The sequence below is a fragment of the Anaeromicrobium sediminis genome, from assembly GCF_002270055.1.
Taxonomy (GTDB): domain Bacteria; phylum Bacillota; class Clostridia; order Peptostreptococcales; family Thermotaleaceae; genus Anaeromicrobium; species Anaeromicrobium sediminis.
In genome coordinates this window covers 247,114-266,176 of record NZ_NIBG01000003.1, presented here as the reverse complement: position 1 = coordinate 266,176, position 19,063 = coordinate 247,114, and the positions used below count along the sequence as shown (strand labels likewise).

General features: G+C 30.3%; 21 protein-coding genes. 5 read left to right on the top strand and 16 right to left on the bottom strand.

Features of this window, described 5'->3' with window-relative positions; all coding sequences use genetic code 11:
• Window positions 1-65 precede the first annotated feature (65 nt).
• Window positions 66-1,565 carry a sigma-54 interaction domain-containing protein gene (locus tag CCE28_RS06030; RefSeq protein WP_176461686.1) on the bottom strand — a complete coding sequence of 500 codons (1,500 nt, stop codon included), beginning with the start codon at window positions 1,563-1,565 and terminating at the stop codon, window positions 66-68.
• 142 nt (window positions 1,566-1,707) lie between these two features.
• A complete protein-coding gene (locus CCE28_RS06025; RefSeq protein ID WP_095131971.1) occupies window positions 1,708-2,787 on the bottom strand; it encodes a YibE/F family protein in 1,080 nt (359 codons plus the stop codon).
• A gap of 118 nt (window positions 2,788-2,905) precedes the next feature.
• On the opposite strand from CCE28_RS06025, the gene CCE28_RS06020 reads away from it, so the two are divergent.
• A complete protein-coding gene (locus CCE28_RS06020; RefSeq protein WP_095131969.1) occupies window positions 2,906-4,102 on the top strand; it encodes a M20 metallopeptidase family protein in 1,197 nt (398 codons plus the stop codon).
• A gap of 112 nt (window positions 4,103-4,214) precedes the next feature.
• Here CCE28_RS06020 and CCE28_RS06015 read toward each other — a convergent pair whose 3' ends face one another.
• The 11 genes from CCE28_RS06015 to CCE28_RS22165 form a co-directional block, all read right to left on the bottom strand.
• Complete coding sequence (locus tag CCE28_RS06015; protein WP_095131967.1) at window positions 4,215-4,769, bottom strand: DUF4269 domain-containing protein; 555 nt, start codon at window positions 4,767-4,769, stop codon at window positions 4,215-4,217.
• 108 nt (window positions 4,770-4,877) lie between these two features.
• The gene (locus CCE28_RS22170) at window positions 4,878-5,042 is read right to left on the bottom strand and encodes a hypothetical protein (protein WP_176461685.1); all 165 of its coding nucleotides are present in this window, start codon (window positions 5,040-5,042) and stop codon (window positions 4,878-4,880) included.
• A gap of 78 nt (window positions 5,043-5,120) precedes the next feature.
• A complete protein-coding gene (gene arsB, locus CCE28_RS06010; RefSeq protein WP_242972918.1) occupies window positions 5,121-6,197 on the bottom strand; it encodes an ACR3 family arsenite efflux transporter in 1,077 nt (358 codons plus the stop codon).
• An 83-nt stretch (window positions 6,198-6,280) separates the two neighbouring features.
• On the bottom strand, window positions 6,281-6,517 hold the full coding sequence (locus CCE28_RS06005) for a thioredoxin family protein (protein ID WP_095131965.1): 237 nt from the start codon (window positions 6,515-6,517) through the stop codon (window positions 6,281-6,283).
• Window positions 6,518-6,545: 28 nt separating this feature from the next.
• On the bottom strand, window positions 6,546-7,541 hold the full coding sequence (locus tag CCE28_RS06000) for a permease (RefSeq protein ID WP_095131964.1): 996 nt from the start codon (window positions 7,539-7,541) through the stop codon (window positions 6,546-6,548).
• Between the two features lie 397 nt (window positions 7,542-7,938).
• Window positions 7,939-8,694, bottom strand: coding sequence for a GNAT family N-acetyltransferase (locus CCE28_RS05995; protein ID WP_095131963.1), 756 nt, complete (start codon window positions 8,692-8,694; stop codon window positions 7,939-7,941).
• Entirely contained in the window at window positions 8,667-8,951 is a 285-nt protein-coding gene (locus CCE28_RS05990) for a hypothetical protein (protein ID WP_095131961.1), read from the bottom strand. Before CCE28_RS05990 ends, CCE28_RS05995 begins: the two co-directional genes overlap by 28 nt.
• Before the next feature lie 32 nt (window positions 8,952-8,983).
• A complete protein-coding gene (locus tag CCE28_RS05985) occupies window positions 8,984-9,598 on the bottom strand; it encodes a class I SAM-dependent methyltransferase (protein WP_095131960.1) in 615 nt (204 codons plus the stop codon).
• A 177-nt stretch (window positions 9,599-9,775) separates the two neighbouring features.
• Window positions 9,776-10,399: a SafA/ExsA family spore coat assembly protein gene (safA, locus tag CCE28_RS05980; RefSeq protein WP_095131958.1), complete on the bottom strand. Its 624-nt coding sequence runs from the start codon at window positions 10,397-10,399 to the stop codon at window positions 9,776-9,778.
• 184 nt (window positions 10,400-10,583) lie between these two features.
• Window positions 10,584-11,267 (bottom strand): DUF421 domain-containing protein, encoded by a 684-nt coding sequence (locus tag CCE28_RS05975; RefSeq protein ID WP_330396822.1) that lies wholly within the window; start codon window positions 11,265-11,267, stop codon window positions 10,584-10,586.
• A 327-nt stretch (window positions 11,268-11,594) separates the two neighbouring features.
• Window positions 11,595-11,750 (bottom strand): hypothetical protein, encoded by a 156-nt coding sequence (locus CCE28_RS22165; RefSeq protein ID WP_176461684.1) that lies wholly within the window; start codon window positions 11,748-11,750, stop codon window positions 11,595-11,597.
• Between the two features lie 327 nt (window positions 11,751-12,077).
• Here CCE28_RS22165 and CCE28_RS05970 point away from each other — a divergent pair, with 327 nt between their 5' ends.
• On the top strand, window positions 12,078-13,199 hold the full coding sequence (locus CCE28_RS05970) for a threonine synthase (RefSeq protein ID WP_095131956.1): 1,122 nt from the start codon (window positions 12,078-12,080) through the stop codon (window positions 13,197-13,199).
• An 88-nt stretch (window positions 13,200-13,287) separates the two neighbouring features.
• Here the strand turns inward: CCE28_RS05970 and CCE28_RS05965 are convergent, their stop codons facing one another.
• On the bottom strand, window positions 13,288-13,854 hold the full coding sequence (locus CCE28_RS05965) for a GNAT family N-acetyltransferase (RefSeq protein ID WP_095131954.1): 567 nt from the start codon (window positions 13,852-13,854) through the stop codon (window positions 13,288-13,290).
• Between the two features lie 155 nt (window positions 13,855-14,009).
• On the opposite strand from CCE28_RS05965, the gene CCE28_RS05960 reads away from it, so the two are divergent.
• The 3 genes from CCE28_RS05960 (at window position 14,010) to CCE28_RS05950 (ending at window position 16,774) form a co-directional block, all read left to right on the top strand.
• On the top strand, window positions 14,010-14,387 hold the full coding sequence (locus CCE28_RS05960; RefSeq protein ID WP_095131951.1) for a DUF7793 family protein: 378 nt from the start codon (window positions 14,010-14,012) through the stop codon (window positions 14,385-14,387).
• Window positions 14,388-14,711: 324 nt separating this feature from the next.
• A complete protein-coding gene (locus tag CCE28_RS05955; RefSeq protein WP_095131949.1) occupies window positions 14,712-15,254 on the top strand; it encodes a hypothetical protein in 543 nt (180 codons plus the stop codon).
• Window positions 15,255-15,265: 11 nt separating this feature from the next.
• Complete coding sequence (locus tag CCE28_RS05950) at window positions 15,266-16,774, top strand: flotillin family protein (protein ID WP_095131947.1); 1,509 nt, start codon at window positions 15,266-15,268, stop codon at window positions 16,772-16,774.
• A gap of 105 nt (window positions 16,775-16,879) precedes the next feature.
• Here CCE28_RS05950 and CCE28_RS05945 read toward each other — a convergent pair whose 3' ends face one another.
• Together CCE28_RS05945 and CCE28_RS05940 are read right to left on the bottom strand one after the other, a co-directional pair.
• Window positions 16,880-17,974 (bottom strand): GerAB/ArcD/ProY family transporter, encoded by a 1,095-nt coding sequence (locus CCE28_RS05945; RefSeq protein WP_095131945.1) that lies wholly within the window; start codon window positions 17,972-17,974, stop codon window positions 16,880-16,882.
• 174 nt (window positions 17,975-18,148) lie between these two features.
• The gene (locus CCE28_RS05940; RefSeq protein ID WP_095131943.1) at window positions 18,149-19,012 is read right to left on the bottom strand and encodes an acetate and sugar kinases/Hsc70/actin family protein; all 864 of its coding nucleotides are present in this window, start codon (window positions 19,010-19,012) and stop codon (window positions 18,149-18,151) included.
• Window positions 19,013-19,063: the final 51 nt, after the last annotated feature.

The following is a 19,063-nucleotide window of genomic DNA, read 5'->3' as shown; positions in this document are numbered from 1 at the left end:
GCATATACCCTAAATTCCGAGGAAAAATGTCAAAAGGCAAATTTGCCTTTCGATGCAAATTTGCCTTATTCAAAATCTATTTTAATATGATGTTTTTTTAATTTTCTTCTAACAGTGCTAGGATCTATCTTTAAAATTTCAGCCATTTCAATGGTACTATTAGATTTTTTCTTTATTTCCATTAAAAGGCTCCTTTCAAATTTATCCATAGAATCCTTATATGATTTAATATTATCCATATTAAAACACCTTTTGTTTTGAACACTTTCCCCTATAGTACTAGGCAAATCCTCTGGCATGATTTCTTCAAAGGAAGTAGTAACTATTAGTCTCTCTGTAATATTCTCTAACTCCCTTACATTTCCTGGCCAAGTATATTTTACTAACATTTCTAGGGTATCTACATTAAATCGCTTTGTAAAATTATATTTTTTATTTAACTTATTTAAAGCTGAGTTTATAAGGGGCCTTATATCTTCCTTTCGCTCCCTTAAAGGTGGAATAGATATGGGAATTACATTTAATCTATAGTATAGATCTTGTCTAAAATTTTTTTCATCTATCATCTTCCTAAGACTTCTATTAGTTGCAGCTATCACCCTTATGTCAACAGATATGGGATTCTTTCCACCAACTCTTATAAACTCCCTATCCTGTATAAACCTAAGTAATTTAGCCTGTAAACCTAAAGGCATTTCACCTATTTCGTCTAAAAATAAAGTACCCTTATTGGCCAGTTCTATTAATCCAATTTTCCCCCTATTATTAGCTCCTGTGAAGGCCCCCTTCTCATACCCAAATAGTTCTGATTCTAGTAAATTTTCAGGTATGGCAGAGCAATCAATCTTTATAAAAGGGCCCTTTCTTCTATTGCTATTTTTATGTATAAAACTACTTATAACGCCCTTTCCCACTCCCGATTCTCCTTGAATTAACACGGTAGAATCTACTTTAGCCACACTTTCTGCCAACTTTATAATTCTCTTCATGGAAATACTTTCTGCCACCACATTCCTTTCACTTGTTTCCCTTTGTCTCAAGAACTCTAGCTCCCGTTCAGCCTTTTCCTTCATAGTATAGGCATCATTTAATTCTCTTTTTAATTTATTTAACTCCGTTATATCTCTAGAATTTATTACTACCCTATTTATTCTTCCATCCTTAAATACGGGAGTTCCCGTGGCCATTACTTCCTTTCCATTAACATGTTGAAGTAATGTTACTGACCTTTTACTTTCTAACACTTCTACAGTGACAGATTTAGAATAGATACCTGCTTTAACCATATCCCTCATGTTCTTTCCAATCATTTCTTTTCTACTAATATCTTCAATTCTTTCGCAAGCCCTATTAAATCTTAGGGTAGTTCCCTCTCCATCTGTTACATGGATTCCATCAGAAGATGACTCAATTATAGTATTAAACTCACTTTCAAGTTCCTTATAATATTCAATCTCTCTTTTATTTTCTTCATAAATTTTTTTGAAAACACATATGACATCTTCCACATTGTTTTTATCCATATTTATGAAAAATTCACTTTCTACCTTCGATCCCTTATTCACCCTAATCAGCCCCATATTATTTTATAGAATATTCTATCCTTTTCTACATTATTGTACAAATTCCTTTTTTGCAATAAATAAAACTCCAACTATTTAATTTGGAGTTTCATAAAAGGTAGTTATTCATCTATTTATTATTGGACTATTTTTCCTTACATATTAAGAAACTTGCCGCAAAGGCTGTAATAGGAATAGTCATAATCAATCCTATACTTCCTGATAGTGCTCTAATTATCTCTACTACTATCAATTCTAAATCTAATATATTTGGGACAGTATTGCCATGAGCCATTAGTAATAATAATAGGGGTATATTACTTCCTACATAAGCTAATATTAAAGTATTACTCATGGTACCCATAACATCTTTTCCTACGTTCATACCTGATAAAAATAGTTTTCTATGGCTAGTTTCTTTGTTTGCTTTATATACTTCTTCTACAGATGAGGCAATGGACATTCCCACATCCATTATAGCCCCTAGTGCTCCCATTATTATTCCAGAAAATAAAATATATTTAAAATTAAATTCTACTTCTTGAGGTATGAACATGAGCATAGATGCGGACTCACTACTCATTCCTGTCACATGGCCTTTATTACCTACTATTATAGCTATTGATCCACCTATTATTATTCCTACTATGGTTCCAATAATTGCTGATATACTCTTATAATTTATTCCCCCCACCATAAACATGGTTATTATAGTTATAAAACTACACATGGCAACAGTAATAAATATGGGATTATAACCCTTTAATATGGCTGGTAGCAATATTTTAAATATGGCCAATATAGTAAGACCAAGACTTATTGTAGACTTTATTCCCTTTTTCTTGCCTATGACAAGTAATAAGAGTATGAAAATTATACTTATGTAATATACATATTCTCTTCTCCCATAATTAGATATGTATATATTGACTATCTTATCTCTTTTATCTATTGATAAAATAACCCTATCACCTTTTTTAACTTCTCTTACCAAAGTTGTCTCTTCCCCAATAATATGTTTTACTTTCACAATTTTATTTTCATATTTTCCCTCAAGTATTTTTAATTTCACCAGCTGAATCCTTTCTCCATTTTTCTCGGTAGGATCATTAGCCTTTATTACTAAGGCCCTTGCTTCCGAATATTCATCTTTATTCACCACTTGTCCATAAGATATGTTAGATAAAAAAGTAATAAAAATCATTACTATTAGGATTTTTTTCATATAATTCTCACCCTTTCATTAATAATAATTATTATCTTTACTGTAATCTTATTCCAAAAAAATTGAATACTTGTCTCAAAAATATAATACAATTATGTATAGAAGGGGGAATTGTTTTATGAATAAAGATTTAATTTTAAATTTGTCTAATAACATAAAGGAAGAACTAATTAAAATTAGAAGAGAAATCCATGCCTATCCAGAGCCGGCCCTTGAAGAAGTAAAAACTGCCAAATTAGTAGGAGACAAATTAGAAAAGTTAGGACTAGAAGTAAAGAGAAATATTGGTATTACAGGAGTTACAGGATTATTAAAGGGACACAAGCCAGGTAAAACCATATTACTTAGAGCTGATATGGATTGTCTTAAAATGAAAGAATTAAATGATGTGGAGTATAAGTCTACTAGGGAGGGTCTTATGCATGCCTGTGGCCATGATGCCCATACTACCTGGTTGCTTGGTGCTGCCATGATACTTTCTCAGATGAAAGAAAAAATCAGTGGTAATATTCTATTTTTATTCCAACCGGCAGAAGAAGGTCCTGGTGGAGCAGATAGAATGATAAAAGAAGGTGTACTAGATAATCCTAAGGTAGACGCAGCCATAGGAGCCCATGTATGGCCGAATTTAGAATCTGGAAAAATAGGCCTAACATATGATTCTATGATGGCAGCTCCAGATAAGTTTAGTATAAAAATTTATGGTAAGGGTGGTCATGGTGCACAACCTCATAGCACAGTGGACCCCATATCTATAGGTTGCCAAATATACATGAGTTTACAAACTATAATAAGTCGTCAAATAAATCCAGTAGAACCTGCCGTTTTATCTGTTACTCAATTTAATGGTGGATCTGCTCACAATATAATTCCTGATCATGTGGAAATGGTGGGAACCGTTAGAAGTCTTACTAATGAAATGAGAGAGTTTATTCCAGCTTCTATGGAAAAGCTTATTAAGGGTATTACTGAGGCTAATGGTGGGACTTATGAGTTTCAATATGATCCTTACTACCCTCCAGTTATCAACGATACCTATATGGTAGATATAGTTAAGGAAGCTGGGGAAATTATGTTGGGAGAAGATAATATTCATATAGAGAATGTTCCTAGTATGGGTGGTGAAGATTTTTCTTATTTCCAACAAAAGGTTCCTGGAGGATTTTTCGTAGTTGGTACTGGTAACGAAGAAAAGGGTACTACAAACGGCCTACATAATCCATACTTCAATATAGATGAGGATATACTACCTCAAGCATCAGCAGTACTGAGTGAAGCTGCTTTATTATATTTAGATAAAAATAAACCAGAATAAATTGTTTAATAACATAGTAAAGGCCCTAAATGTAAATTTTAGGGCTTTTTTCATTCTATCTTATATATTTCTAATTTAACTTTTACAGTATTTCCCGGTAAATACTATTGAATTATTGTAAATTTATCATTCCTAATATTTCTTCATCACTAAAACTATATAATTTTAATAATTCAATATATGGATTTCCTTCAAGGTTTACACACTTAGCAAAGGCAGGTTCAGTCTTCACTCCGTCTTCTTTTAGTTTTAATATTTCATTTTTAAAATCCACTCCAGCAATCTTTAATATTCGATCCTCAATTATCATATGTACATATGCATTTTGCTTGTGAGTTTCTAAGGATTGGGCAAATATTTCAATTTCAAATCCATCATATTTAAAATTCACTACTAAATTCATATCTTCTTTATGAATCTTAAATCCTTCCATATACTTAAATTTAGCTATAACAAGCTCTTCAAATTCATGAAAATCATATACTTCACAAATAATATCTAAATCACTATTTTCAGTGTCAATTTCTATGGGAATAGTTCCTACTAATATGGGATGATATTTTTCTAATATATTAAATATTTTTATATTATTCAGTACCTCGTAAGCCTTCTGTTGTTTATTATTTCCATTCAATAAATAGGATATATCCTTCCATCTATTTAGCATTTAGCTTCTCCTTTAAAATTTTTTATTTAAATTAATATACTTTAAGACAAAAAATGAGCTGGCCAATAGGCTAACTCATTTTAGCATAACATAATTATTCCAACAATATTAATTGTTCATTTTATTTTCTATTTTTTCTAATCTTTTTTCAATAGTCATTAGGGTATTCATTATCATGTCTAAAGACGTATCTCTCTTGTCCTTCTTTTCTTTTTCCCATTTTTCCCTTTCTTTAAATTCCCCTATTCCATAAGGATCATGGTTATAATTCATATTATATTCCCCCTCATTTACTATTTTATATATATTAATTACTATTGTTACTCATCTTCCATTTTTATTTTTAAGTCATTATATAGATTTTCTTAATTTACTTTCCTGTGGAAACCAATGGGCCGTACTATTTACTATTTTTACAAGAGTTAACATTAATGGAACTTCCACTAGGACACCTACTACAGTTGCTAAAGTAGCACCTGACTTTAATCCAAACAAGGATATGGCTACGGCAACTGACAATTCAAAGAAGTTGCTTGCTCCAATCATGGAACCTGGGGCTGCTATATTGTGAGGAAGTTTCCAAACCTTAGCCCATCCATATGCCACAGTAAATATGAAAAATGTTTGTATTATTAATGGAATGGCAATTAAGCCAATATGCACTGGATTATCCATTATTACATCTCCTTGGAAAGAAAATATTATAATAAGTGTAAGTAAAAGGCCCAATTCAGTAATGCCATTAAATTTCTTTAAAAAAGTATTTTCAAAATAATCTTTGCCCTTATTTTTGATTACATATTTTCTTGATAAATAACCTCCTGATAATGGAATTACTACAAATAGTATTACTGATAAAAACAATGTATCATACGGAACTACCACATTACTCACATCTAATAATATGGCTACTATGGGAGTAAATCCTATTAATAAAATCAAGTCATTTACAGCTACCTGGACTAGTGTATACGCAGGATCTCCATTTGTTAGATGACTCCAAACAAATACCATGGCCGTACATGGTGCAGCACCTAATAAAACGGCCCCTGCTAAATATTCTGTTCCTAACTGTGCTGGTATAAAGGCTTTAAAGATTACTTTTAAAAAAAGCCATGCAAAGAAATACATTGTAAATGGCTTTATTAGCCAGTTTGTAGCACATGTGATAGTTAAACCTTTTGGTTTTTTAGTAGCTTCAACAATACTTGAAAAATCTATTTTTAACATCATAGGATAAATCATAAGCCATATGAGTATGGCCACGGGTATAGAAACTTGTGCATATTCAAATTTGCTTAATATCTTTGGAAACTGTGGAAATAATTGACCAATCATAATTCCAGCTATAATGCATAGCGTAACCCAAATAGTTAGATAATTCCCAAAGAATCCTAAGGCTTCTTTTGCTCTTCTTTTGTTCTTCACAATAACACTCCTTCATATTTTTCTTATTATATTTCCGTATCTATTTTTACATTTTATTTCTGTAACTTTTGGTTAAAATACATCTATATTTTCATTAGATTTTTTATTTCTTCAGTTTTAGCTACCTTTCCCACTATCTTTACTTTTTCATTAATGACTAATGCAGGTGTTTTCATTACACCGTATTTCATGATTTGGCGTATATCTTCTACTTTCTCAATAGTTATATTTGCTAAACCTAATTCCTCAACAGCTTTTTTTGCATTAGCCTCTAATTTCTTACAATTAGTACATCCTGTTCCTAAAATTTTAATATTCATATAAAACACTCCCTTTATAATAAAAAATTTATATTAGTAAATGGGCTATAGCATTAAATAGATATCCCACAAGAATTATTCCTATCCCTGTAATAATTACAAATGCTTTTATTAGTTTAGGTTTAATAACCTTTCTTAAAAGAATCATCTCTGGTAATGATAATGCTGTAACTGCCATCATAAATGATAGAGCTGTTCCTATGCCTACCCCTTTATTGATTAGTGCCTCAGCAATAGGAATAGTTCCTAAAGCATTTGAATATAGGGGAATTCCAAGTACTACTGCCACAAATACTGCAAATGGATTATCTGGACCTGCATATTTAGCAAGAAGTGGCGCTGGTGCCCATCCGTGAATGGCCGCTCCTATACCAATACCAATTACCAAATATATCCATATCCTCTTAATAATTTCCTTCACATTATCTACTGCGAAACTAATCCTATCTTTCTTACTTAATTTTTCTATTTCTACCTCACCCATCTGTATTTCATAGACATATTCTTCAACTTCCTTTTCTAAATGAAGTGCCCCTATTAATAAGCCCCCTACAACTCCCACAATTACACCTGTTATAACATAAACTACTGCTATCTTTACCCCGAATGAAGCTAGCAATATGGCAAATGCAGCTTCATTTACTATTGGTGACGTTATTAGAAATGAAAAAGTTAATCCTAGTGGAACTCCAGCTTCAACAAAACCTATGAAGATTGGTACAGATGAACAGGAACAAAATGGAGTCACTATCCCTAAAAGTGATGCCATTATATTTCCTTTAACTCCTTTGAATCTACTTAATATTTTCTTTGTCTTCTCAGGTGGAAAGTAACTTCTAACATATGAAATTACAAAAATCATAATTCCAAGTAAAATAATAATTTTAATTGTGTCGTAAATAAAAAAATGTATACTAGAACCTAACTGAGTGGTCACAGAAATACCAAAAACATTTTCAATTAACTTCTCAACTAACTTACTAAGCCATGAAAATTTGAATATTTCATTGATCCATTTTAACAATTTAATCCCTCCCTTATTCGCTTTGCAATATTACTGATTTTTTTGAACTCATATTTACCATATGATTATATGAGTATATGCGAATATTCTAATTTACTATCATGATATTCTTATTTTTTCTATTTGTCAACATGATAACGAAAATATTTTTTATAGTTTATATTTCATACATCTCACTTCTTTTTTGTATAACAAAACACCAATAAAGCTGTTATTTTCAAGTATTAACAAGATTTCATACTACTTCATTCCCATTGATTTTTAGACAAAAAAAATAGATCATAATAGAAAACTTTGATCCATTTATCTAAACCTATAAGGATTTATTATACAAAATTAATCCCTACAGTACTCATATTATATTTTCAAGTGTGACCCAATTTAAATATTTTAACTATTATAATTCAATATTACCTACCTTTTCATGTTTTTTAAATCCTAACCTCTTATATAACTCAATGGCCCTTTTGTTCTCAATATTAACAAATAGTACAAATTCATTTTTACTATAGTCCTTTAATATTGATTTTAGTAATTTTGTACCTATTCCAATATTTCTCATATGAGGTGCAGTATAAAAATTAGATAACACCCATATTTTACTGTCTACCTTTTCTAAACAGATATTACAAATAGGGTCTTCTTTATCATATACAACTAGCCATTTCATATTTTGTGGCTGAAAATCTGTAAATTCAATATTGTATTTTTCATAATATAATTGAGATATTTTATTCCATTCCTCTTTATAAACTGATTTGTAGTCAATAGTTTCTCCATTTGAGATTGATCTATTAGAATTACATGTCATAATCAGATAATATAAAATCTTTTTTTCAAATAAATTACAACTATCTTTTCCCATGAGATCATAAATTAAGCTTTCTTCTAAATCATAGAAATCATATTTATCACAAAGTTTATTAAACCATTTTCTGCAAAATCCCCTTTTTCCTCTTAGAGTTACAGCTTTATCCTCTTCCCAAATGGATGCAATTCCCTTTATATTATTATTCTTATCTAATTGAACTTCATAATGAAAGTTTGATATATGATTGAAGATAGCACTTATTATATAGGCATTTACATATTTATCATAATTTAAATAATCTAATAGGCTACTTCTCATTTCACTATTGATTCTTTTAACCATCTTTTCTCCATTGACCTCCACTTAACTGCTCCATACAAGGTCCCAATTAAAATACCATATATAATGCCTATCATTATGCAGCTAGCTATACTTATCCAGTCATTTAATACCTGGAAACCTTTGTCTCTAATAGTGTTTAACAATACTATGATTGGCCCAAGAGGCATTCCCCAATATAAAATACCGTATAACAAAATGTATTTCATCTGCCCCTTTTTCCTAATATCTGACCATCTTTTAAAATCTTCTCTTCTCATATTATTCCTCATTCCATTTCCCTAATGTTATTTTAATCCATTTTCTTAACTATGTAATCTATAAATCCTTGTCTAATTCTTTCACCTTCATATATTCTCTCTAAGACCCTATCTTCCTTATATAAAATTTTCATGTCCTGAAAAAATCTATCTGCTTCCTGTTCTTCAAAATATGAATGTATCACAGGTATATCATCGTCCATTTGTTCATATTCATTTTCCCCAACACAAGGACCTTCACCACATCGGAAATCTTTTGTGGTGAGGAAATTTACAAATAGTAATCCATTTGGCTTTAAAACACGCTTCATTTCATTTATAGATTTTAAAACATCTGCCTTTGTCATATGGAATACAGAATTATAAGAATAGACATAACTCATAGAGTCATCTTCAAAATCTAATTTTCTCATATCTCCCTTTATTATATTTAATTTTTGATTTTTAATTTTTCCGTACACATTGGCTTTCTTCATTTGTTCATCACTAAATTCAATTCCATAGGTTGAATATCCATATTCTGAAAATAGACTTAAAGGTGGGCAATCGCCCCCAGCTCCACAGTCTAATACTACTTTGTCCATATTTTCTTCATTACAGAACTTTAGAAATCTGTATAAGGGTATTTGCTTAAATATTTCTTTCATTTACAACACTCCTTTATATTTTTATTACCGCCTAGTTAGTGTGATTAAATATAATTTTACCATATGTTTCCTGAAATATTTTTCTCATTATAATAAAATAAAGCCTAAATCTTTTTCCTTTAAAGATTTAGGCTTCATATATTATTTCAACGCTCTATAATTTTTACAATCAACATTCTATTTTGTAGGTTTCATAAACATTTGTGTCCAATAACATACTCCATTTTTGTCTTTAGCCAAACCAACACCTATTTCAGTATAGGTCTTGCTTAAAATATTATTTCTGTGCCCAGGGGAGTTCATCCAAGCATTCATAACTGCTTGTGGCGTTCTTTGTCCTTTTGCAATATTCTCTCCAGCAGAAGAGAATCTAAGTCCAAAGGATTCCATCATTTTAAATGGAGAACCATAAGTTGGAGATTGATGACTAAAATAGTTTTTATTAATCATATCCTGTGATTTATATCTAGCACATCTAGATAATTGCCAATTGGCTTTAAGGGCAGGTAATCCATTTTTAGACCTTTCCACATTAACAAGCCTTATTACTTCATTTTCTAAGTTCTTTACATCTGCAATATTAGGAATGTTTAGTTTTTGCCCTGGATAAATTAATGCTGGATTTTTAATCTGAGGATTACTAGAGATAATTTCACTTAAACCAATTTGGTACTTTACAGCAATTTTCCACATACTATCTCCAAGCTGAACAGTATAAGTACTGGTTTCAGCTTGACCATATACTATATTTGCACTAATCATTAGAAAAAAGACGGTACATATAAGAATTATTTTTTTCATTTAATAATCTCCTATCTTTCCATTTTTGTAATTATATTTTGTAAACTTAGTACATCTATAGAAATAGTTTTAATAATAATGAACATATATATGCTGTAAATTAGTGCTATTTAAAAAATACTTAATCCTTTGTTGGTAACTTTACGAAAAATCATAACTTAATTGGATATAAGTAAGGAATAAATCAATCTTTATAAAGGTCTATATATAAACTTCCATTTGTAGCTACTGCTGCAAATGCCACTTCCTTTATATGCTTAATTCCTCTTTTATGTAGTTCTTTGTTGAGGCTCTCTTTGGTTAAATTATTTAACTTAAGATTATTTTCTATTAACTTTCCATCTAGGATTATTTCCGTAGCAAGACCTTCATAGTTAGTCTTTATATTAAGATCCTTTGGAGTTAAAGGGCGATTTTCAGATTTTAACTGAACACTTAACTCTCCATTAGGTTCTAATATGGCAAATTCAACATGGCTAATATCAAAAACATCTTCTTGGCGAAGTTGTTGAATCAGATAGTCATAAGAATATTGTAATTTATACATATTATTTTCTAATATCTTTCCATTCCTAATTAAAATAGTAGGTTCTCCAGCCAAATGTTTACGTAATGACCTGGATTTTAAAGAAATATAGCTTGCTAAAAAAACAACTACTGTAGTTACAGTCATAGCAATAATAAAATATATAATCTTTATCTTCACATTAAATGCTAGATTGCCACCTAAAGTTCCTAAAGTAAACATGGCAATATGGTCAAAATAAGTTAACTTAGATAAGCTTCTTTTAGTCAATATTTTTGTAGATATAAAAAGAAGAATAAGTGCCAAAATTGTTCTAATTACAATCATTAAAGGTTCAGCCAAAATATTCACCCAACTTTCCGTTTATATAAAAATAAATTATATTATTATTGTTATTTTTAAAATAATATATATTCAAAAATAAAAATTATTTCCTCTTTTATAAGTAGTTTTATGAGTTCATATGTTTTTTCTCAAAGGATTAATGAAATTTTAACATCTATTTAATTTACATATATACACTTAATTTTAGTATGAAAAAAACTCCTTTCTGGTTTTAATATTCTTTTTAATTATCACCAGAAAGAAGTTATTATTTTCATTTGAGCATAGATTTTTTTACATTTCCCACATAATAAGCCTTAGTTTATAAGTAATTATATCCTCTTCTTATTTCGTTTCTGATATGACAATAAAAAAAGTGGCTATAGGTCCCAATATTAAAGAAAGGAGAAACCAATTAAGACCTGATCTATTTTTTCCTTGGGCTAATCCAGCATTAATTAAAGCCAATGTTCCAAATCCAACAAAAAATTGTTTATCCATATTCTTGCCCTCCATCTTCTGTGAAATTTTTCTTTTTTATCTCGACTTAATCCGCTACAACTGTAATTTTCTCATATAAGTGACAATAGCTGCTATTATAATTAGCCTATATACTATACTAAAAATAGAATATTTAAGTTTCACATTTTCCTCTTTATACTCTATACTGAAGTATTTCATAGGATTTGCCCATGGGTTAAACCCAAATTGATTTCTTTTATCTTTTCAATAATTTGTTTGAGCTTATTTCATATATTCTTTTATATTTTGTGAAGTTTTTAATATAATATTTTATAAGAATTACAAAATAGTTTAGGAGAGGATATTATGTCAATTAAGTATATATGCTGTGAATGTGATAAAAAGTATGACCCTAAAACACTAGTTTTTAGATGTGAATGTGGAGGGTTATTAGACCTTGAAAAATTTGATTTTATATTTTCAAAGGAAGATATTTTAAGTAATGAATGGAACTTATTTAGATATTTGAAAACGCTTCCTTTTGATGATAGTTTTAATTTATGGAAAGACCTTACTATGGGTGAAGGTTTAACGCCTATTATACCTCTTGAAAAAGACAATCCTAATTTACTAGTAAAGGTTGATTATTTAATGCCCACCTTATCTTTTAAAGATAGAGGTGCTGTAGTATTAATTTCTAAAGCTAAGGAACTTGGTATAAAAAAAGTTATTCAAGATAGCAGTGGAAATGCTGGAAATTCAATAGCAGCTTATGCAAGTAGAGTAGGAATAGAATGTGATATTTATGTTCCTGAGGGCACTTCTTCTAAAAAGATTAAGCAAATTTCTTCCCATGGTGCAAAAGTTCATATAGTTAAGGGAACTAGAGAAGATACTGCAAAGGCCGCCTTAAATGCAGTAGAAAATGGAGAAGGCTTTTATGCCAGTCATGTTTATAATCCATTTTTCTACCAGGGTACAAAGACCTATGCCTATGAAATCTATGAACAGCTAAATGGAGATTTGCCTGGTTCATTAGTAATTCCAGTAGGAAACGGTACTCTTTTATTAGGTTGTTATTATGGATTTAAAGAATTATTGGATTTAGGTTTAATAGAAAAAATACCAAAAATTATTGCAGTTCAAGCTAAGGGCTGTGCTCCTATATATAGAGCTTTTAAAGAAGGAAAAGATTCTGTTGATGAGGTTACAAATACAGGAACTTTAGCTGAGGGAATCGCCATTGCTAAACCAATGAGAGGAAAACAAATATTAGAAGCTATTAGAGCTACAGAAGGTGAAATCATTACAGCTCCAGAAAATAAAATTGTTGAAGCAAGAAAATACCTAGCTGAAAAAGGATTCTATGTAGAACCTACTACTGCAGCAACCTTTGCCGGATTCATAAATTATTACAATGCAAATAATAGCGAATTAGATGGTAAAGTGATACTTCCTTTATGTGGAGCTGGATTGAAAAAAGATTAGTATAGATTGAATAAAACAATCAAACCAAACTCTAATAGGTAGTTTCCTATTAGAGTTTTTTCATATCATTATTTATATATTAAAATGACTATTCCATTTCTTCATTACGTAAAACCATATGTATGTGATCTTCCCATTTCCCATTGATTTTTAAATATTTCTTTGCTAACCCCTCACTGTAAAAACCAAGTTTTTCAACAACTCTTAAAGACGCCTTGTTACGTGGCATTATATTAGCCTCTATCCTATGTAACTCTAATTCACTAAAAGCATGATCAATTACTGCCTTTATGGCCTCTGTCATGTACCCCTTATTCTTTTTATGTTCATCTATCTTATAACCTAAAAAGCACGAATGAAAACAACCTCTCACAATATTATTTAGTGCTATTGATCCAATAACATTCTCAAATTCTTTATCTTCCTTTTCAAAAATCCATACCTTAAATAATCTACCTTCAATAATTTCTTTTATTTCACTCTCAAGTTGTCTTTTTTGAAATTCTAAGCGAAAAAATTCTTCGTCTCTTCTAGGTTCCCATACCTGAAAAAATTCTTTATTTCTTAAGTAGAAATCTAATACCTTAACTCCATATGATTCATCTAAAATCCTTAAAGCTAATCTATTTGTTTCAATTAATTTATGAAATAGCATAAATAATTCATTCCTTTCTCCTACATTCTCTAATCAGTTTTATTTATATAATAAATTCATACAATATTAACTTATTTCGTACAAAGGAAAAACATAATATTTGTCGAATCATAATAGAAACATAATATTTTTCGACCTGCAGAAAGGGGTAAGCCATGTTACAGTATGAGACTGAATATGCTAAAATTGAACCACTTAATAATAAAATACTAAAAATTACTCTAATTAACAATCCTATAATTGATATTGATGAGGCCAAGCATCTTTGCGACTATGTTAGAAAAAATGTTATTAAAAGTTGTCTTTTTGTAGATCTTAGAGAAATAAAATTCTGCACTAAAGAAGCAATGGAATATCTACTCACTGCAGATGTTCATAGTCGGTTTAAAGCCACTGCTGTTCTAGCAAAGGGCACTATTGGCTTAGACACCTTTTATACAAACTTGTATTTTAGACTTAAATCTCATTCTTCTAATATTAGACTCTTCACCTCTGAATTCAAAGGAACTAATTGGTTAAAAGAATACTTTTAGATCATTATATTTTCAAGCTACTCTAAATACTACATTTCTATAAAATCTTCTTAAATATAAAGTCATAATCAATATTTTACCATATGATTCATATTTTTATTAAAATAAAGCCTCAATCTATTTTTTTATAGATTGAGGCTTTAAAAATTAATTTTTAGAAGTTTTTAATCTTCTTTATTATTTTTACTAAAACTAATTTCTTTTATATAAAATTTACAAAAATAAAAAATAACAGCTTCTCTCCAAATTTTTACATTTTTTTCATGTTAAATAGTGTAAAATGTTACCCTAAGCCAATATTTCCCAGAAAGGTAGTGTTTAAGTATGCTTGTACTATATAAAGTTGCATTCTTCACAGGTGTATTATATACCATTGTTTCATTAATATTGGGTCAATTGTTTAATTCTACTAATCTAGAGGGAGGGATTGAAGGAGATATAGATTTATTTAACCTGATTATTTTTCCACTAAAACCTATTACAGTGATAATATTCATTACTGTATTTGGTGGTGTAGGTATTATGAACACCTACAAAAATTTGTCTACCATGTACACATTGGCACTATCATTTTTATTTGCTTATATAATATCAGCACTTGTCTACAGGCTTATTATTGTACCACTGCATAAGTCACAAAATACTAGTGCACCTTCAAAGGATGAAATCATGCAATTAACTGGAAAAGTTAAATCATCCATTGTTGAAAATGGTTTTGGAGAGATTACATATACGATAAACGGTAATAATTATAACGCTCCTGCTAAACATGTGAATGGTAAATATATTAAATCAGGTACAGAGGTATACATAATAGATATTAAGGAAAATATCTTTTATGTGGAGTTTAAAAACTTTTATTATTAGGAGGATTTAAAATGAATTTAGTTACTTATGGAGTTCCAGCTGCAATAGTGGCTGTAATCATTCTTTTAGTTGCTGGTATTGTGACTATGTGGAAGAAGGTTCCACAGGATAAGGCCTATATTGTTACAGGTCTAAAAAAGAGAGTTATTTCTGGTGGTGGTGGTCTTGTTATTCCATTACTAGAAAGATACGATATGATTTCTTTAGAAAACATGAAAATTGATGTAAGAACAGAAAGAGCATTAACAGAACAAGGTGTAGATATTATTGTAGATGGTGTTACTGTTATTAAGGTTAAATCTGATCAAGCTTCTATTTATTCTGCAGTAGAGCAGTTCAATACAGGTAACGAAAGTAACACTGTAGATTTTATAAAATCAACTGCAAAGGATGTTTTAGAGGGAAAACTACGTGAAATCATCTCAAAAATGACTGTGGAAGAAATTCATAAAGATCGAGAAAAATTTGCATCCCAAGTTCAAGAGGTAGCTGCTGTTGATCTTGCTGGTATGGGTCTTGAAATAAAGGCATTCACAATTAAAGATATTTCTGACTCTAATGGTTATTTACAAGCATTAGGTAAAAAGAGAATTGCAGAAGTAAAAAGAGATGCAGAAATATCAGAAGCCAAGGCTACTTCAGAAACAAAAATCCAAACGGCTGAAGCACAGAAAAATTCAAAGATTGAAACATCTAAGGCCTTCAAATTTGGAGAGCAAGCAAGACTTGAAGCAGAAACTGAGATTTCAGAATTTGCTAAAGAAAAAGAACTTAAGGTTCAAGCATACAGAAAAGAGCAAGAGACAGAAAAAGCCAAGGCTGACCTTGCTTACGAAATAGAACAAAACAAAGTTAAAAAAGAAGTAACAGAGACAGAGATGGCTGTAGAACTTCTTAAGAAAGAGAGAGAAATTCAACTTGCCGAAAGAGAAGCTGCTAAGAAGGAAAGAGAACTAGAAGCTAGCGTTAAGAAACAAGCAGAGGCAAAAAAGTATAAGGATATTCAAGAGGCAGAAGCTAGGGCTCAAGCTATGAAACTAGAATCTGAGGCTAAGAGATATAAGGATATTCAAGAGGCAGAGGCTAGAGCTCAAGCCATAAGGCTTGAAGGTGAGGCAAAAGCGGAAGCCATTAGATTAGAAGGTCAGGCAGAAGCTAGTATCATAGAAGAAAAGGGTAAAGCAGAAGCAGAAGCAATGTTCCAAAAGGCAGAGGCCTTCAAACAATACAATGAAGCCGCAGTTATCCAAATGCTTGTTGAGAAACTACCTGAAATTGCCAACAGTATTTCTGCACCACTTGCAAAAACAGAGAAAATTGTTATTGTAGATAATGGTGGAGATGGAAATAACACAGGTGCAGCTAAGGTTTCTAATTATGTGACTACCATGATGAGTCAGCTACCGGAAACTATAGAGGCTACTACTGGAATCAATTTATTAAACTTACTTAAAAATAAAGTAAGTACGGATGATGCCATAGAAGAAGCTATTACAGAGGATTCTTTTAATGAGGAGTAATTCTACTGTCATATATTTATAATAAGAATTTCTAATTAAATAAAAAGCATTTTTGGTCATAATCAATAATTAGAGTTGAACCAGAAATGCTTTTTTTATTTTAAATTATTCTACTTTAATTTTTTCTCTTTTCTTCTTTATTTCAGCTACAATAAGTATAGAAATAGGTATGATAACTTGAAATGGAAAAGCATAATATCTCCAGGTTGCAATAGTCCATCTAATTACTTCTAAAAAACTTTTATGCATTATTATGGATAAATTCAACATGAACAAAGTAGTAATAATTGCAATATACCTATAATTATCACACTCAAATACTTTTTCAATTCCTTTGCAGGCAACTAACAAACAGACGCTTATTTTAATAAATCCTCCAAAGAAAAAGCCTATTGCTACAATTATCTCAATCCTTTGTATGAAATCTAGCACATCTATTCTAGTAGCAGCAGCATATGTGGGAAATAACTCTGCCTTATATCCATCAAATCCTAAAATCACAAAGGTAGCCTGTGAAATAATAAATATCAAAATTCCTCCAATTATTAATCCTAGTAAATAAATTTTATATGGTGATTTATTATTTTTTAACCTTGAAAAAACTCCACAAAATAAAATTGTTTCACCAAAGGGGAATGAAAACACTGCAAAAGCTCCATTCACAATAGGATTAATACCTTTATTAAATATAGGTTCAATATGTTTAAACTCCATATTTGGAATTGATAGGCTTACACCTACCACAGTTAAAGATACTACTATTGGAAGCATAAATTCTCCACTTCTACCTAATACCTCTATACCTTCTTTTATTGCCCAACAACATAAAAAAGAAATACATACCATAGGTACTATACGAGGAGTTTTTGGTATTGAAACAATAGTAGGAAATTCTCCAAAATCTCTTAAAACCAATCCCCCTAAGTGAAGGGCAAACCACACATATAACATACTAATTATCTTTCCTAAAATTTTACCAAATACTAATTCTAAAATATCAAATATATCTTTTTCCTGAAAAAGTGAAAGAATTCTAGCATAAATCATTAATATTGGAAGTGAAAATAGGATCGAAATGATTATAGCTATCCATGCGTCATTTTCTGCATCTGCTCCTATACCAAATAATACAGAACTCCCTGTTATGAATAAGATCACAATGCATATGCCTTGTTTATCTGAAATAACTTCTTTACCCATGAATCACTCCTCCAACATAGTATAAAATTAGTATTTCATTTACATTGTAAAATATTCCAGTTGAATTATTTCCATAAAAATAAAACCCCAATCTCTACTCATTAAGATTAAGGCTTTATATACTAATTATTATTTGCTATCTTCTTTACTTCTAATGATTTCTTATTTTAATCCTTATTTTCTGACTGGACGTGCTCTTTTCATATTGTCTAGTTCACTTAGCAAAGTTCTAAGGCCATTTATAATGCATCCTTCATAATCGTCAGCATAAACAAATTGGTAGTCTTCCATTGAAGAGCCGAACTCATATCTCTTTTTTCGTGGAACTGCTAAATGGATTTTTCTACCCATTTGAAGTTTCCAGCCTAAACGTAGTTTTTCTAATTCATTTTCATCAACATGAACATTTTTGAAATGCTCTGGTAATCTATGGGATAATTCACCCTTAATCTCTTCAATTTTACTTTTAATTTCATCTATGGTAATTTCATTATAATTCTTATTAATTATCTTCATATGAAATAAACTACCGGCAAAAACTATACCCGCATAAGTACACCAGCTGGTTGCATAAATAAAAATATTTTTTCTAGTTAAACCATCTTCACCTACATCATTGGCAGGTATGCCTACTCCAAGGGCTGCACAGAAATAGTTATCCGCTATATATACTTCCCTCCACTTTTGTTCCATAGCTACATCTATAATCATTCGCATCCAAACTTCTCCCAATTTATCTTCCTTAAGATCATAGGGTAAAGATACAATCATAGATGAACCTAGTATATTGGTTCCTAAATTTTTATATGCATATTTAAATATTTGCCTGAGGATTTCAAAATCCCCCCAGTATTTCAAGCTTGAGAATATATCCTTCTGTTTCTGTGATTTAAATTCTGGTGGCATCTTATTATAAAAGTTCTCCATAGTTTCATTAATATATATTCCCTTTTTTAATTCCACAGCTTTCAAAGGTTGGTCAAATAGATCAATCCCTACTTTCTTTCTACGAATACTTTCAATTATAGATTCATACATTAAAGTTCCTCCTTGGTTCTATCATGTAGATATATTTTGCCCAAGGTTATA

Bases quoted from the DNA above. Each gene is read 5' to 3' on its own strand.
- CCE28_RS06025 (WP_095131971.1), bottom strand. From the start codon at position 2,787: ATGAAAAAAATCCTAATAGTAATGATTTTTATTACTTTTTTATCTAAC.
- CCE28_RS06020 (WP_095131969.1), top strand. From the start codon at position 2,906: ATGAATAAAGATTTAATTTTAAATTTGTCTAATAACATAAAGGAAGAA.
- CCE28_RS06015 (WP_095131967.1), bottom strand. From the start codon at position 4,769: ATGCTAAATAGATGGAAGGATATATCCTATTTATTGAATGGAAATAAT.
- CCE28_RS22170 (WP_176461685.1), bottom strand. From the start codon at position 5,042: ATGAATTATAACCATGATCCTTATGGAATAGGGGAATTTAAAGAAAGG.
- CCE28_RS06005 (WP_095131965.1), bottom strand. From the start codon at position 6,517: ATGAATATTAAAATTTTAGGAACAGGATGTACTAATTGTAAGAAATTA.
- CCE28_RS05995 (WP_095131963.1), bottom strand. From the start codon at position 8,694: ATGGTTAAAAGAATCAATAGTGAAATGAGAAGTAGCCTATTAGATTAT.
- CCE28_RS05990 (WP_095131961.1), bottom strand. From the start codon at position 8,951: ATGAGAAGAGAAGATTTTAAAAGATGGTCAGATATTAGGAAAAAGGGG.
- CCE28_RS05985 (WP_095131960.1), bottom strand. From the start codon at position 9,598: ATGAAAGAAATATTTAAGCAAATACCCTTATACAGATTTCTAAAGTTC.
- safA (WP_095131958.1), bottom strand. From the start codon at position 10,399: ATGAAAAAAATAATTCTTATATGTACCGTCTTTTTTCTAATGATTAGT.
- CCE28_RS22165 (WP_176461684.1), bottom strand. From the start codon at position 11,750: ATGGATAAACAATTTTTTGTTGGATTTGGAACATTGGCTTTAATTAAT.
- CCE28_RS05970 (WP_095131956.1), top strand. From the start codon at position 12,078: ATGTCAATTAAGTATATATGCTGTGAATGTGATAAAAAGTATGACCCT.
- CCE28_RS05965 (WP_095131954.1), bottom strand. From the start codon at position 13,854: ATGCTATTTCATAAATTAATTGAAACAAATAGATTAGCTTTAAGGATT.
- CCE28_RS05960 (WP_095131951.1), top strand. From the start codon at position 14,010: ATGTTACAGTATGAGACTGAATATGCTAAAATTGAACCACTTAATAAT.
- CCE28_RS05955 (WP_095131949.1), top strand. From the start codon at position 14,712: ATGCTTGTACTATATAAAGTTGCATTCTTCACAGGTGTATTATATACC.
- CCE28_RS05950 (WP_095131947.1), top strand. From the start codon at position 15,266: ATGAATTTAGTTACTTATGGAGTTCCAGCTGCAATAGTGGCTGTAATC.
- CCE28_RS05945 (WP_095131945.1), bottom strand. From the start codon at position 17,974: ATGGGTAAAGAAGTTATTTCAGATAAACAAGGCATATGCATTGTGATC.
- CCE28_RS05940 (WP_095131943.1), bottom strand. From the start codon at position 19,012: ATGTATGAATCTATAATTGAAAGTATTCGTAGAAAGAAAGTAGGGATT.